A 13,495-nucleotide genomic window follows, 5' to 3' on the forward strand; every position below is an offset into this window, starting at 1 on the left:
GGTATATGAGCAAACGTACGATTCTTCTCTGCGCATCCGTCGGCACGCTTGTCTTTTCGGCGGGGTCGGTGTCTCCGAACTCCGACTCCGAACCCGGCATCGACGCTCCCCGGCACGCATCGGTTGCCGAGGCGAGCCCCGCCGGTGCAGGCGGCGGCACGGCCCCCGCCCTGCAGCAGCTGTCCGCCGCATACGCCCCCGCCACGCCCCGCGCCGCGGGGCCAGGCGCAGGGTCCGAGCTCGATGCCCCCCGGGAAGAATCGTCCGCATTGCTCCCTGCCCCGGCCAACCTCGAAGAGCCGACCCTGTGGCTGGCCCGGGCCATCTACTCGGAGACGAAGCTGCCCCACGAGCAGGAGCTGGTCGCCTGGGTGGTGCGCAACCGCGTGGAGACCGCCTACCGGGGCCGCCGCACCTACCGGGCGGTCGTGCTGGATCCCTACCAGTTTAGCGCCTTCAACCCCGGCGCCGCGAAGCGGGCCCGCTACCTGCGGCTCCAGCCGGAGGCCTCGCTCCCGCGGTGGCGGCAGGCCCTCTGGGTGGCCCGCTACGTGCGGCACGCCGAGGGGCGGGCCTACCGTCCGTTTCCGGTCGAGACGCGGCATTTCTACAGCGAGCGGTCGATGCGGGGGCGGGCGGTGCCCTACTGGGCGGAGCGGGGGGGCTTTGTGGCGCCGGACCCCGGCCGGTACGCGGTCGACGAGCGGCGCTTCCGGTTCTTTAAGCAGATCTCGTAGGACGCGCAGACGGCCCTCGCATAGCTTGGCCCGCTGTCCGTGCGTCGGACAGCGGGCCAGAGGCATCCATGCCATCGATATTCGATTTCAGCCTAGAAGATCACGTTCACACGCAACCCGAACGCACTGAAACTCGGGCTGTCTTGAGGCTGGAACGAGGTGTCCCCGATTTCGAAGTCGTCTTTGATGAATTTACTCGCCCCAAACTCGTAGCGGAGCTCAGGCTGAATTTTCAGGGACACGGCAGGTAGGGAGATGTTTGCACCAACCCCTACGTTGAGGGAGTACGAAATGTCCTCCGTCGCATCGCCGAAATCACCTTCCCCCCGTGGAAACGTGGCCATCGGTCCCGCAAGAACATACGGGCTGACGAGCGGCGTGGGTAGCACCGTAAATCGAAGGTCCACGGGCACCTGCCAGGCGGACACGTCAAATTGAGTTTCTCCCTGCGGGAGAGCGTTGCGGGAAAACTCGAAGGTGCCCACCCGTCGGTAGAAGAAGCCGGGTCGGATCGTCGCGGGCCCGAGTCCCAACTCGTAGACCAGGCCGACGTGGTATCCGGTCGAGTTGTCAAGAGTGGCATTGTCGGTCGTACTCGTCTCGATGTCGCCCGCCGACTCAAAGTTGAGCCCGCCTCCTACTCCTAACTGGGCCTGCGCCGGAGCCGCACTGAGCCCGAGCACAAGAAGGACGAGGAGAGCGGAATACGCGGTCTGTTTCGTAGAAGCGTGCATAGGGGAATTGGTTTGACTGACAAGAATGTGCGTGCGTGTTGCAGGCCGTCAGTGTCGGGCCCTAGGGATTCTCTATCAGGAAGGGCGCGTCCTGCCTCCGAAAAGTAACGACTCCGACGCAAAATTCCCACGCGCCTCGGGCCCTCCGTGCATCCCCGTCCAGGGGGCGGCCGGCCTCTTCTCTCTCCGACGGGACCGTACGGGGCCAGGCCGGGGCGACGCCGTGCTGTTACGATTTGCCGCAGAAACAGCCACGGGAAACTGGACCTGCAACCTCCCTCCGGAGCACGAGTAGGGACCACGGGTCGTCCCGAAGCCCCGACGTTTCCTCCCACCGTTTTGTCGAGAAAGTCCCCGCTGTAGCCTCCCATGAAAGTTGGAATCACTTGCTACCCCACCTACGGCGGTAGTGGGGTCGTGGCCACCGAACTCGGCAAGGCCCTCGCCGAGCGCGACCACGAAATCCACTTCATCGCCTCGGATCTTCCCTTCCGGCTCTCCCATGTGGCCGGCAACATCTTCTTCCACGAGGTCAACGTTCAGAGCTACCCGCTCTTCGACTACCCGCCGTACACCCTCTCGCTCACCAGCAAGATGGTGGACATTGCCAAGCACGTGGGGCTCGACCTGCTACACGTGCACTACGCGCTGCCCCACGCGTCGAGCGCCGTGATGGCCCAGCAGATTCTGAGCTCGGAGGACCTGGACCTTCCCATCGTGACCACCCTCCACGGCACCGACATCACACTCATTGGGCGGGACCCGTCGTTCGCCCCCGTCGTGACGTGGTCAATCAACGAGTCCGACGGGGTGACCGCCGTCTCCGACTACCTCCGCCAGGAGACCTACGACCACTTTGAGGTCTCGGAGGACGTCGAGGTGATTCCCAACTTCATCGACACCGATCGCTTCGTGCGCCAGGACAAGGAGCACTTCAAGCAGGCGCTCTGCCCGAACGGGGAGAAGGTCATCGTGCACGTTTCCAATTTTCGCCCCGTCAAGAACACCGACCAGGTGGTGGAGGTCTTCCACCGACTGCAGAACGGGACGTCAAACGTGAAGCTGCTGCTGGTGGGCGACGGACCGGACCGCGTGCCCACGGAACGGAAGGCACGGGAGCTTGGGGTGTACGACGACATCCGCTTCCTCGGAAAACAGGACCCGATCGAAGAGATTCTGTCGATCGCCGATGTTTTCCTGATGCCGAGCGGCTCGGAGACCTTCGGCCTGGCCGCCCTGGAGGCGATGGCCTGCGAGGTGCCCGTCGTGGCCAGCGACGTCGGCGGGCTGCCGGAGCTGGTCGTGCACGGGGAGACCGGGTTCCTCTGCCAGCTCGATGACGTCGACGCGTTCACCGAACACACCCGGACGCTCCTCCACGACGAGGACCAGCACGCCGAGATGGCCGCGGCGGCACGGAAGCGGGCGGTCGAGACCTTTGACATCGACCGCGTGGTGCCGCTGTACGAAGACTACTACGAGCGCGTCCGGTCGGGCACCGTTCACACCGGCGCCTAGACCGCGCCGACTACGCCCGGAGGGCCTCCTGCACGAAGGGATTCTGCGCGCGCTCCCGGCCGATGGTCGTTGCGGGGCCGTGGCCGGGATAAATCGTGACGTCGTCGCCGAGGGGGAGCAGCGTCTCGGTCACCGAATTTAGGAGCTGTGCACGGGACGTTTCCGGAAGGCCCTGCGTCCGGCCGATCGAGTTCTGGAACAGGACGTCTCCCGTGAGTGCCTGTCGGCCCGGGCGGTCGACGAAGGAGATGGAGTCGGGGGAATGGCCCGGCGTGTGCAACACCTCAAGGGTGACGTCGCCGAACGAGACGGTGTCTCCCTCCGCGAGATGGGCCGTGGGCACCGACGGCGGGTCGACCTCCACCCCGAACGCCGTGGCCTGCTCCTCCGCCCGCTCGATGAAGGGCACGGCGGCCTCGTGCGCCTTGAACCGTTGTCCAAACGCCTCCTCGAAGAACGTGCACCCGAAGATGTGATCCACGTGGGCGTGGGTGAGGAGCAGGTGCTGCACGTCAAGGCCCTGCTCCTCGATGACGGTCATCACCTGCTCGCATTCGGCCTCGGTCTCGCAACTCGCGTCGACGAGCACCGCCTCGCCCTGATCGTGGCAGAGATAGGCGTTCGTCATGAAGGAGCTGAACGTAAACGGCTCAACCTGCATCCGGATCGTGGGGGATGTTGGGAAGGAACTAGACGAATATCCTCAATTCCTCACGCCCTTCGAAGATCCAACGGCTGCCGGCCGGGCTCCGCCGAGGCCCGCCCCGAACATGCGATTTGCACCGGGCGTTTGTACGCTCCTTCAAGCGGGGACCTCCACGACGACACGCCTGCATGCTGCGCCGCCTCCACTGGATCGTACTGCGTCGGCTCCCGGGGCCCTTTTTCGGGTGGCTGGGCACACTCATGTTTCTGCTGCTGATGCAGTTTTTGATTCGGTGGCTGCCCGAGATTGCGGGAAAAGGGATTCCCGTTTCCGTAATCGTCGAGCTAATCGCCTACAACCTGGCGTATATGGTGGTGCTGGCGGTGCCGATGTCGGTGCTGCTGGCCGCCCTGATGGCGTTCGGGGAGCTGGCCGAGTCGCAGTACTATACCGTTATCAAGAGCACCGGCATCTCCTTCGGCCAGATCGTGTGGCCGGCGCTCGTGGTGGCCGCCCTCCTCATGGGGGGCATGCTCTACTTCAACAACGTCATGCTTCCGGAGGCGAACCACCGGGCCCGCCAGCTCTGGAGCGACATTCGGGGCAAGCGGCCCGGCTTTGAGCTCCGGCCGGGCATCTTCTACGAGGACATGGAGGACTACAGCATTCTGGTGCAGGACCGTCCGCCGGGAACCAACAAACTGATCGACGTGACCATCTACGACTATACCCAGGGGCGGGACCGGCAGGCCGTCATCAAGGCCGAGCGCGGCGTCATTGAGTCGAGTGCAGGGGGGGCCCGCCTCACCCTCACCCTCCGGAACGGAGAGATGCATCGGCCCCTGCCCCCGGATGCGAACAACCAGTCGGAGCGGTACGAGCGGCTTACGTTCGACCGCCACCGCATTCGGTTTACCCTCTCGAACGTCGTCTTCCGGCGCTCGGAGTCGGAAGAGACTGCCCGTTCCACCCGCACCATGCGCACCCCGCGGCTGCTCGACACGCTCGATTCCCTGAAGACGGAGCGAGACGCGCGGTACCAGACCCTCTACGAGCGGACGCAGGACGAACTGTCTCCGTCGGTCGCCGCGGACACGTCGGCCCCGGCCCCCGTCGCCCCGGCGCACCCGTCGTCCTACCTGGCCCTCGCTGATCTTGACGCCGACGCGCGCCGGTCGGTGGTGTCGCCGGCGGTTCAACGCGCACGGTCGGCACAGTCCGCCATTCAAAACATCCGGCGGGACACGGAGTGGCAGACCCGGCGCATTCGGAGCTACCAGGTCGAGTTCTACAAAAAGTTCTCGATCGCGCTCGCCTGTCTCATCTTTATGGTTGTGGGGGCGCCGCTGGGCCTTGCACTGCGCCGGGGCGGGCTCGCCACGATCGGGGCCGTCGCGCTTGGCATCTTCATGTTGTACTGGATTACGCTCGTGCAGGGGGAGAAGCTGTCGGAACGGGGCTTCTTCCCGCCGTGGCTGGGCATGTGGATCGCCAACCTCCTCATGTCCGGCGCGGGCCTCTGGCTGATCCTGTACGTCGTCCTCGACCTGGGCGCCACCCCGCCGCTGCGCCGGCGCCTCTGGGAGTGGCTGCGCTCGCTTCGGTCGTAGGCCCTCTCGGGACGCGATGCCCATCTCCTCTCTGCTCCCCCCCCGCCCATGCTCTACCTGGTGCCCACCCCCATCGGCAACCTGGACGACATTACGCTGCGCGCCCTCCGGGTCCTTCGGGAGGCGGACCTGATTGCCTGCGAGGACACCCGGACCTCCGGCCGCCTTCTGGACCACCACGACGTAGACACCCCCACCACGAGCTACCACGAACACAACGAGCGCGAAAAGACGCCCGAACTGCTCACTCGCATGCGCGTGGGACGCGACGTCGCCCTCATCAGCGACGCCGGTTCGCCCGGCATCTCGGATCCAGGTTTCTACATCGCCCGCGCCTGCTGGGAAGAGGACATCGAGGTGCAGGCCCTCCCCGGCCCGACGGCCCTTATCCCGGCGCTCACCGCCAGCGCCCTCCCCAGCGACCGCTTCGCCTTCGAGGGCTTCCTGCCCAAAAAGCAGGGGCGCCAGACCCGCCTGACGACGCTGGCGGACGAGCCGCGCACCGTGGTCCTCTACGAGTCCCCCCACCGGCTGCTACGCACCCTCGAGGACCTCATCGAGCACTTCGGGGCCGACCGCAGGGCCGCCGTGGCCCGGGAGCTCACGAAAAAATACGAAGAAGTCGAACGAGGAACGCTCAAAGAGGTGCGGTCGTACTTCGGGGGGTATAAGAAAGTACGGGGCGAGTGCGTTGTGGTCGTTGACGGGGCATCCTGACCCTTTGCGTCGCTCGCCCTGGGCGCCCCCGAAGCCTCCCCATTCCCAAAGCCTCCGTGCACCCGCACCGATCGTACCCGTGAGATCGTCTCTCCTTGCTCTTCTGAGTCTCGCCCTCATGGCAGTCGCCCCCGCCCACGCTCAGGAGGCGTCGGAAGAGTGTACGGTCGGCCAACTGGAAATGACGAGCTCGTCCTCGTCCTCAGCGTCCCCGGGCAGGCGCCCCGACTCGTCCGCCACGCTGGCCAAGCGGTCCACCGTCACCGACCCACGCCCTGCCGTGTCGGTAGCCCCCACGACGGAGGCGGAGTCCTTCGTGCAGGATCGCATTGAGGAGGACGGGCTCCACGTGGTCCACTTCTGGGCCCCCTGGTGTGCCAATTCACGGAACGAGCTGGACAACGGCTGGGCCGGCCTCGTCGCCGACAACCCGGACGTCACGTTTACGTTCGTCACCGTATGGAACGACGACGAGAGCGGGGCCGCGATGCTGAACGACTACAACCTTCCGGACCGGGTCGTGGAGGTGACCCAGCCGGACCTCGGCCCGAGCGACACAGAGGCAAATCGGCGGTACTCCTTCCTCGGGCTCCCCGTCACCTGGATTCCGTCGACCTGGATTTTTCACAGCAACGGGGAACTCGCCTTCGCCATGAACTACGGCGAGATGGAGATGCAGACTGTTCAGAGGCTCCTCGACGCGACGAGCGCAGACTGGTAGCCTTCGTCCTCGGGGCGGCCGTGCCCCGCCCCGTACCTCCCGATATTCTCGCGCTTCTCGACACCAATGCCGTTCCGTTAGGATGAATCGGAAGAGGATTGACCGTCTTACCGCTGGGCTCGTCTTTCTCTGGGCGCTCGGCCTGTACGTGGCGACCGTTGCACCGACCGTCTCGTTTTGGGACCCCGGGGAGCGCATCGCAAGTGCCTACACCCTCCAGGTGATGCACCCGCCGGGGGCACCGTTCTACCTGCTGTTGGGCCGGCTCTTCGCCATGCTGGCCCCGTCGCAGGAAACGGTCGCCCTGGCGGTCAACCTGCTCTCGGTCCTGGCCAGCGCCGGGACGGTCCTGCTCGCACACCTGGTCATCGTCCGCCTCGTGCGGCGATGGCAGGGCGATCGGAGTGAGCTCGACACGGGGCCCTACGTCATTTCCCTCGCGAGCGGGGTGGTCGGGGCCGTGGCCTTTTCGGTGAGCGACTCCTTCTGGTTCAACGCGGGCATTGCCGAGGTCTACGCCCTCTCCACCTTCTTTACCGCGCTGGTCGTGTGGCTCGTGTTGCGGTGGAGCGACGCGGCCCGTGCGGAGGAGGCACAACGGGGCGGCAGCCGACAGCCGTTCCAACTCAACGCCAACCGCTACCTCGTCCTCATTGCCTTTCTCTTCGGCATGGCCACCGGGGTCCACCTCCTGAGCCTGCTGGCGTTCTTCTTCGTCGCGTTCATCGTGTTCTTTACGGAGTTTGACCGCGAGCACTGGACCTCCCGCCAGCGCTGGCTCCGCATCGTCGGGGCCGGGGCCGTCGCCTCCGTCCTATTCTTCGCCATTTATCCGGGCCTCATTGTGGGGCTGCCCAGCCTTTTCGCGTCCGTCGGGGCCCCGTTTCTCACGGCAATCGTCCTCGGCCTCGTCCTCGCCTATGGGGTCTACACGACCCACCAGCGGCGCATGCCGATGGCGAACCTGGCCTTCATGTGCGTCACGGTGATCTTTATCGGCTACGCCTCCTACGCGCTCGTCTTCGTCCGGAGCGCGACCGACCCGCCAATCGACATGAACGACCCGGACACCATCGAGAAGTTCATCTCGTATCTGGAGCGGGAGCAGTACGGCGACACGCCGCTTCTACAGGGCGTAACCTTCAACGACGAGACCGGCCAGGTGAGCCGCCGCGACGGCGAGTCGACCCTCTTCCCCCGGCGCCACTCCGTGGACCCTCAGCACTGGAAGGTCTACGAGCGCTACGACTCCGACCTGGAGTTCTTCGTCGACTACCAGGTGGGGTACATGTACGTCCGGTACTTCCTCTGGAACTTCTCGGGGCGCGCGAGCGACGTGCAGGGGGCGCCTTGGATCACCGGCATCCCCGGACTCGACCAGCACGCCAACACCCAATCCCTGGAGACCCCGAGCGAGAAGGAGTCGCGGAACGTGTACTTCGCCCTGCCGCTCCTCTTGGGGCTGTTCGGCGCCTTCTACCACTTCGGCCGCGACTGGCGACGGGCCTTTAGCGTCTTCGTGCTGTTCTTTATCACGGGCATCGGCATCATCATCTACCTGAACCAGACGCCGATGCAGCCGCGCGAGCGGCACTACTCGTACGTCGGGAGCTTCTTCGCCTTTAGCCTGTGGATCGGGATCGGGGCCGGGGGGGTGATGCAGATGGCCTACGAGTCCGTTCGCGACTCGCTGTCCGGGATCGCCCGGCTGATGCCGGCCCTCGGGGCCGGGCTGCTCGTCTTCATGGCCGTCCCCGGCTGGATGACGCTGGAGAACTACGGCGACCACGACCGGTCCGAGAACTACGTGCCCCGCGACTATGCGTACAACATGCTCACCAGCGTCGAGGAGAACGGCATTCTGTTCACCAACGGCGACAACGACACCTACCCGCTGTGGTACCTGCAGACCGTCGAGGGGGTGCGGAAGGACGTGCGCGTGGTGAACCTGTCGCTGCTGAACACGAAGTGGTACGTGCGCCAGCTCAAGAACGAGGCCGCGTACGCGTCGGAGCCCCTGCCCATCTCCCTGTCGGAGGACCGGATCGACCAACTGGGCTACCGGCGTTGGAAGCCCAAGCAGATGAAACTGCCGGTGGACACCGACGCCCTCCAGTCTGAACTTGCCGCCTACCTGCCCGACTCCTCCGCCGCCTCGCGCCTCGAAAGCCCAATGGCCTGGGAGCTGAAGGGACGTCCGTTCCGGCAGGACACGCGCATCCTGCAGACCGCCGACGTGGTCACCTACGACATGCTGCGGACCAACGCGCAGAACGGATGGTCCCGCCCCCTGTACTTCGCCGTCACGGTGGCTCGCTCCGGACAGCTTGGCCTCAGCAACTACTTTCAACTGGAGGGCCAGGCCTACCGCGTGCTTCCCATCAAGCACAACAGCCCCCTTGGCCGGGTCATTCCGGGCCTGACCGACGAGCGCATGGCGGACTTCCGGTTCACCAACCTGAGTGACTCGACCGTCTACTACAACGAAAATGCACGGCGGATGATCGACGGGTATCGCCTGCACTACTCCCACGCCGCCGAGCAGCTGGGGCAGAAGGGCCACTCGGACACCGCCGAGCGCCTCCTGACCGACTTCACGGAGGCGGTGCCGTTCTCTACCATCCCGGCCGACATGCAGACGCTCTTCTTTACCGCCCGAGCCTACCAGAGCCTGGGCCGAACCGACAAGGTGGCCGGCCTCCTCGCCGACGCCGAACCCATGGTGTTCGATCGGCTCCGGTCGGCAAGCTCGCGCCGCCGGTTCAGCCGGGCCCTCCAGTACGCGGGCCGGGTCCGCTCTTCCTACCTGAAGGCCAACCAGACGGACGCCCTCGAGTCTTTCGACCAGGAACTTGAGCGGGTGCTGGCCGACGCCTCCTTCCAGGTCCCCGCCCGGGTGCGTCAGGCGTACGGCCTCGCCAGTGACTCGGCGCGGGAGCCGTCCCGGATGCCCGCCGTGCCGGGCGCTCCGCCGAGCACTCCCTCCCAACAGCCCGACCAGCCCGCCTCGAATGAGTAGCCCCCGGGCCCTCGGCGTCGCTGCATCTTTTCCTTGACAGAGGGACCGACCCAGACTATATTTAGCGGCAGTTATCACGTCGCGTCGTACCTTGCCGGTTTTGCAGGGTGCCGCGTGCGTGAGACTGCGTGTGACCGTTTCCTGATCTTTCTGGGATTCATCTCACACCACCCTAGACATCCGCCGGGGCTTGATGCGCACTGGTATTTCTCCGCATCCCTTTCGCCCTGCGCGGACGAATCTTTCGGGACGATCCAGTCACTGTGATTGAATCGATATTATGAGGACAAGCACGGTCAAGTGGTTCGACGCCAAGAAAGGGTACGGATTTATTCATCATCCCGACGACGGCGAGGATGTCTTCGTCCACTACTCGAATATTCAGTCGGACGACGATTTCAAGACCCTGAAGAGCGACCAGCACGTCCGATTCGAGATGAACGATGGGCCGAAGGGCCTCCATGCCCTGGAGGTGGCGCCCCTGGACGACGAGGAGGCTCCTTCTGCGGACGACGACAATGAGCCGGAACTCACGCCCGCGGACGTCGACCCCACCGCCACCGTCGATCCGTCTCCGTCCGGCGACGACTCCTCGTCGGATTCGTCGTGGTAGCCTTCTCGCGCACTCCCTCCAGTCTATCTGTCCTGCGCCGTGCCCCCCGAGTACCCGGAGCCTCTTTCGATTGAACACGACCATCCCTCCCGTGAACTCGACGCAGGGACCCTTCGGTACGTGATCCAGCATGTGGTGGACGCGGAGGGGACGTCCCTGACCCACTTGAGCCTGGTGCTCACCGACCACGATACGGTTCGTCGCCTGAATCAGTCGTACCTCGACCACGACTACGACACGGATGTGCTCTCCTTCTCGCTCCGGGAGGGGCCCGCTCCTTCGTCTGGGGCCTCCGGAGAGGGGATCGAGGGGGAGGTGTACGTGGATCTGGACACGGCGGCCGAGCGCCACGACGAGTTCGATACGTCGTTCGAGCGCGAGGCCTACCGGTACGTCGTGCACGGCCTTCTGCACCTCGTCGGGTACGACGACGCACAGCCGGCGGGGCAGGACAAGATGCGGGAGAAAGAGGACCAGTACCTCAACGCCGTGCTGCCGGCCCCCTCCTCTTGACGGACGGGCTCCTGAAGAGGTCGGGCTTCGGTGTCGGCCGGAAGGCCCCTGGAATCCACCGCCGGTCGCGCCCGTGGAACCATTTCCCGTATCTTAGAATGTGAAAATGTCCCTTCGGGCGCAGAGGGGAGCGGCGGGGACTGCCTCGTCTACCCACTCACAACAGAGGGCCCGCCTTATGGCTTTCCAGACCCAAGTCACGACCCGTCACGTCGACGTGAGCGATCGCGTCCACGAGTATGCCCGGGACCGCACCGCCAAGCTGGAGCAGTTCTACGACGGGATTACCGGCGCACACGTCATTCTCGGGAAGGACAACTCCCCCGCCGAGAACAAGACTGCCTCAATTAACATCGACGTGTACCAGAAGCGTCTCTCGGCCGAGGACGCGGCGAGCAGCCACGAGGAGGCGATCAACCTGTGCGTGGACCACCTGCGCCGGCAGCTTGAAAAATACAAGGCCAAGCTCCGCAGCAAAGACAAGGACGCCCATCGATAACGCCTGCCGATAACGACGTCCCTTTCGACGGGCTCGGCACCGGCGTCCCGGCCGCCGAGCCCGTCTTTTGTTCTGGAGGGTGGCCCCCTCCTACGCCGCCTCTTCCTTCTAGGCCACCTCTTCGTGCATGGGCTCCACGACCTTCTTGACCGTGTCCGCGCTCGACATGATGTAGAAGTGGATGCCCGGAACCCCCGCCTCCATCAGTTCTCGGGCCTGACGGATCGCCCAGTTGACGCCAATTCGCTCCACGTCGTCGGGGTCAGCCGCGTCCACCTCCGCAGCGAGCTCCTCCGGAATCTCCGTGTGAAAGTACTTCGGCAGGAGCCGCAGGTGACGCTTCCGCTTCAGGATCTTTAGTCCGGGAACGATGGGGACTTCGATGCCCACCTCTCGGCACTTGTCGACGAAGTTGAAGAAGTACTCGTTGTCGAAGAACATCTGCGTCACGATGTAGTCGGCCCCCGCATCGACCTGCTCCTTGAGCCGCATGATGTCCCAGGCGAGGTTCGGGGCTTCGAAGTGCGTTTCGGGGTATCCCCCCACGCCCACGCAGAAGTCCGTCGGCTCGGCGTCCATGAGGTCCTCCAGGTACGTCCCCTCATTCATGTCCTGAATCTGCCGCACGAGGTCCACCGCGTATTCGTTGCGCGACCGGTTGCCCGAGATGGACTTCTCGTAGCCGTTGTCGTCCCCCCGAATGGCAAGCACGTTCTCGACCCCGAGGTAGTTAAGCTCGATGAGGGCATCCTCCGTTTCCTCGCGCGTGAATCCCTTGCAGAGGATGTGGGGAACGGTATCGATGTCGAAGCGTGCCTCGATAGCCGCGCAGAGGCCAATCGTTCCGGGGCGCTTCCGCTTTACGCAGCGCGTCCAGGTCCCGTCGTCTTTCTGCTTGTATTCCACCTCCGCCGAGTGACTGGTAACGTCGATGAACGGCGGCTCGTAAGGCATCAGCTCCTCAACCACGCCCAGAATCTGGTCCGCCGACCCGCCCCGCTTGGGGGGAATGATTTCGTACGAGATCAGGGGCTCCGATTCGCGATCAAAATGCTCGGTAACCTTCATGCGGTCCGTGATATTCGGTTGCGAATTTGTTTGATTGTGGCTGGGCGTTATTGTACGCCAACCGTCATACTTTCCAAAATCCGGGGTGTTCGATGCTCGGCGTTATATTTTCTACACCTAATGAGGCTGCTCCCTTCATTGAACAGTACGCCGGAGACCGGCTCGGGGAGCTGGAGGAGGGAGCCCACCTGCAGACCGACGCCGTGGTCGCTACCGTAGTCGGCCCCGGCAAAATCAAGGCCACCCTCGGAACCGAGCGCCTCCTCCACGAGCACGACATCGACACGCTCGTGCATGCGGGCGGGGCCGTCGCGCTCGCCGACGAGCTTGAGGTGGGAGCGGTCGTGGAGACGGCCTTCGTTTTGGAAGGCGACCGCGTGGAGCTAGAGGCCCCGGACTATCCTCGGATGCCGCTCGAATGCCCTTTCGACCTCGATGTGGAGGGCACGCTCGTCTCGCAGGATCACGTGCGTGGGGACGCGGACGCGTCGAGCTACTGGGAGCGCATTGCGGACATGCGAGACGCCACCGGGTACGCCGTGGCCTACGTGGCGGCCCAGCACGGGACCTCGTGCCACATCGTGAAGGGCATCACCGGCCGGGCCGACGGGGACACCGGCACGGCCGCGGATCGGCGGGAGGCACACCGGGCCGTGGCCGCGTTCCTTCAACGGCACGTAGACGCCGACTTCCCCGCGTCGTAGCGCCTCCGGATCGCCTTCGTCAGTTGCGGCGGGTCCACAGGTCCTCACGCCAGGATTCCGGGATGTCCTCAGATCGGCCCCAGACGTAGTCGCGGCGGCTCTCGCCATCCCGACGCGCGCGGCGCCGATCGGCCCGAATCTCGCGCACCCCCACCGATACGTATTCCCCCTCCGCGGTAGCTTGCTCCCGCTGAACGACGGGGTGTTCGCGAAAGGGGCGCGGGTGTTCGGGATTGTAGAGCCGGTACACCATGGTGCCGGCCCACACCAGCAGCGCAAAGAACGTAACCCCGACAAGTCCAGCGAACAGAACAACCATGGGCAGCGGCAGCCCCGTGTGATCGAGACGAAACTGAAGCCTCAGCGGATCGTCATCCCCCTTCAAATCGCTGCTTC

The 13,495-nt window shown here is 64.9% G+C and carries 14 protein-coding genes; 10 read left to right on the forward strand and 4 right to left on the reverse strand.

All coding sequences use genetic code 11. The features are described from left to right. Positions 1 to 5 precede the first annotated feature (5 nt). Complete coding sequence (locus SRU_RS10980; RefSeq protein WP_011404811.1) at positions 6 to 737, forward strand: cell wall hydrolase; 732 nt, start codon at positions 6 to 8, stop codon at positions 735 to 737. A 92-nt stretch (positions 738 to 829) separates the two neighbouring features. Here SRU_RS10980 and SRU_RS10985 read toward each other — a convergent pair whose 3' ends face one another. After that, positions 830 to 1,471 carry an outer membrane beta-barrel protein gene (locus SRU_RS10985; RefSeq protein WP_011404812.1) on the reverse strand — a complete coding sequence of 214 codons (642 nt, stop codon included), beginning with the start codon at positions 1,469 to 1,471 and terminating at the stop codon, positions 830 to 832. 369 nt (positions 1,472 to 1,840) lie between these two features. Between SRU_RS10985 and bshA the strand changes: the two genes are divergently transcribed. Continuing rightward, positions 1,841 to 2,989: an N-acetyl-alpha-D-glucosaminyl L-malate synthase BshA gene (gene bshA, locus SRU_RS10990; RefSeq protein ID WP_011404813.1), complete on the forward strand. Its 1,149-nt coding sequence runs from the start codon at positions 1,841 to 1,843 to the stop codon at positions 2,987 to 2,989. 10 nt (positions 2,990 to 2,999) lie between these two features. Here the strand turns inward: bshA and SRU_RS10995 are convergent, their stop codons facing one another. Continuing rightward, the gene (locus tag SRU_RS10995; protein ID WP_011404814.1) at positions 3,000 to 3,650 is read right to left on the reverse strand and encodes an MBL fold metallo-hydrolase; all 651 of its coding nucleotides are present in this window, start codon (positions 3,648 to 3,650) and stop codon (positions 3,000 to 3,002) included. A gap of 173 nt (positions 3,651 to 3,823) precedes the next feature. Between SRU_RS10995 and SRU_RS11000 the strand changes: the two genes are divergently transcribed. From SRU_RS11000 to hpf, 7 genes are all read left to right on the forward strand, one after another. Next, on the forward strand, positions 3,824 to 5,245 hold the full coding sequence (locus tag SRU_RS11000) for an LptF/LptG family permease (protein ID WP_011404815.1): 1,422 nt from the start codon (positions 3,824 to 3,826) through the stop codon (positions 5,243 to 5,245). Positions 5,246 to 5,293: 48 nt separating this feature from the next. After that, the gene (gene rsmI / locus SRU_RS11005) at positions 5,294 to 5,962 is read left to right on the forward strand and encodes a 16S rRNA (cytidine(1402)-2'-O)-methyltransferase (protein WP_011404816.1); all 669 of its coding nucleotides are present in this window, start codon (positions 5,294 to 5,296) and stop codon (positions 5,960 to 5,962) included. A 118-nt stretch (positions 5,963 to 6,080) separates the two neighbouring features. Beyond that, positions 6,081 to 6,683, forward strand: coding sequence for a thioredoxin family protein (locus SRU_RS11010; RefSeq protein ID WP_118841301.1), 603 nt, complete (start codon positions 6,081 to 6,083; stop codon positions 6,681 to 6,683). Positions 6,684 to 6,765: 82 nt separating this feature from the next. Further along, positions 6,766 to 9,702: a glycosyltransferase family 117 protein gene (locus tag SRU_RS11015; RefSeq protein ID WP_011404818.1), complete on the forward strand. Its 2,937-nt coding sequence runs from the start codon at positions 6,766 to 6,768 to the stop codon at positions 9,700 to 9,702. 280 nt (positions 9,703 to 9,982) lie between these two features. Beyond that, positions 9,983 to 10,315, forward strand: a complete 333-nt coding sequence (locus SRU_RS16045; RefSeq protein ID WP_011404819.1) for a cold-shock protein — start codon at positions 9,983 to 9,985, stop codon at positions 10,313 to 10,315. Positions 10,316 to 10,354: 39 nt separating this feature from the next. Then, complete coding sequence (gene ybeY / locus SRU_RS11025) at positions 10,355 to 10,828, forward strand: rRNA maturation RNase YbeY (RefSeq protein WP_011404820.1); 474 nt, start codon at positions 10,355 to 10,357, stop codon at positions 10,826 to 10,828. A 178-nt stretch (positions 10,829 to 11,006) separates the two neighbouring features. Next, a complete protein-coding gene (hpf, locus tag SRU_RS11030; protein WP_231847120.1) occupies positions 11,007 to 11,327 on the forward strand; it encodes a ribosome hibernation-promoting factor, HPF/YfiA family in 321 nt (106 codons plus the stop codon). Between the two features lie 108 nt (positions 11,328 to 11,435). Here the strand turns inward: hpf and metF are convergent, their stop codons facing one another. Next, complete coding sequence (gene metF, locus SRU_RS11035; RefSeq protein WP_011404822.1) at positions 11,436 to 12,395, reverse strand: methylenetetrahydrofolate reductase [NAD(P)H]; 960 nt, start codon at positions 12,393 to 12,395, stop codon at positions 11,436 to 11,438. 92 nt (positions 12,396 to 12,487) lie between these two features. Here metF and SRU_RS11040 point away from each other — a divergent pair, with 92 nt between their 5' ends. Beyond that, positions 12,488 to 13,099, forward strand: a complete 612-nt coding sequence (locus tag SRU_RS11040; protein ID WP_011404823.1) for a 5'-methylthioadenosine nucleosidase — start codon at positions 12,488 to 12,490, stop codon at positions 13,097 to 13,099. A gap of 19 nt (positions 13,100 to 13,118) precedes the next feature. On the opposite strand, the gene SRU_RS11045 is transcribed toward SRU_RS11040, so the two are convergent. Next, positions 13,119 to 13,418: a hypothetical protein gene (locus SRU_RS11045; RefSeq protein ID WP_231847121.1), complete on the reverse strand. Its 300-nt coding sequence runs from the start codon at positions 13,416 to 13,418 to the stop codon at positions 13,119 to 13,121. Positions 13,419 to 13,495 lie beyond the last annotated feature (77 nt).

It is taken from the genome of Salinibacter ruber DSM 13855 (assembly GCF_000013045.1).
GTDB lineage: Bacteria > Bacteroidota > Rhodothermia > Rhodothermales > Salinibacteraceae > Salinibacter > Salinibacter ruber.

Excerpts from the sequence above, each read along its gene's own strand:
- SRU_RS10980 (WP_011404811.1), top strand. The coding sequence starts at position 6 with ATGAGCAAACGTACGATTCTTCTCTGCGCATCCGTCGGCACGCTTGTC.
- SRU_RS11045 (WP_231847121.1), bottom strand. The coding sequence starts at position 13,418 with ATGGTTGTTCTGTTCGCTGGACTTGTCGGGGTTACGTTCTTTGCGCTG.
- SRU_RS11010 (WP_118841301.1), top strand. The coding sequence starts at position 6,081 with ATGGCAGTCGCCCCCGCCCACGCTCAGGAGGCGTCGGAAGAGTGTACG.
- SRU_RS11040 (WP_011404823.1), top strand. The coding sequence starts at position 12,488 with ATGCTCGGCGTTATATTTTCTACACCTAATGAGGCTGCTCCCTTCATT.
- metF (WP_011404822.1), bottom strand. The coding sequence starts at position 12,395 with ATGAAGGTTACCGAGCATTTTGATCGCGAATCGGAGCCCCTGATCTCG.
- SRU_RS16045 (WP_011404819.1), top strand. The coding sequence starts at position 9,983 with ATGAGGACAAGCACGGTCAAGTGGTTCGACGCCAAGAAAGGGTACGGA.
- hpf (WP_231847120.1), top strand. The coding sequence starts at position 11,007 with ATGGCTTTCCAGACCCAAGTCACGACCCGTCACGTCGACGTGAGCGAT.
- rsmI (WP_011404816.1), top strand. The coding sequence starts at position 5,294 with ATGCTCTACCTGGTGCCCACCCCCATCGGCAACCTGGACGACATTACG.
- SRU_RS11000 (WP_011404815.1), top strand. The coding sequence starts at position 3,824 with ATGCTGCGCCGCCTCCACTGGATCGTACTGCGTCGGCTCCCGGGGCCC.
- SRU_RS11015 (WP_011404818.1), top strand. The coding sequence starts at position 6,766 with ATGAATCGGAAGAGGATTGACCGTCTTACCGCTGGGCTCGTCTTTCTC.
- SRU_RS10985 (WP_011404812.1), bottom strand. The coding sequence starts at position 1,471 with ATGCACGCTTCTACGAAACAGACCGCGTATTCCGCTCTCCTCGTCCTT.
- SRU_RS10995 (WP_011404814.1), bottom strand. The coding sequence starts at position 3,650 with ATGCAGGTTGAGCCGTTTACGTTCAGCTCCTTCATGACGAACGCCTAT.
- bshA (WP_011404813.1), top strand. The coding sequence starts at position 1,841 with ATGAAAGTTGGAATCACTTGCTACCCCACCTACGGCGGTAGTGGGGTC.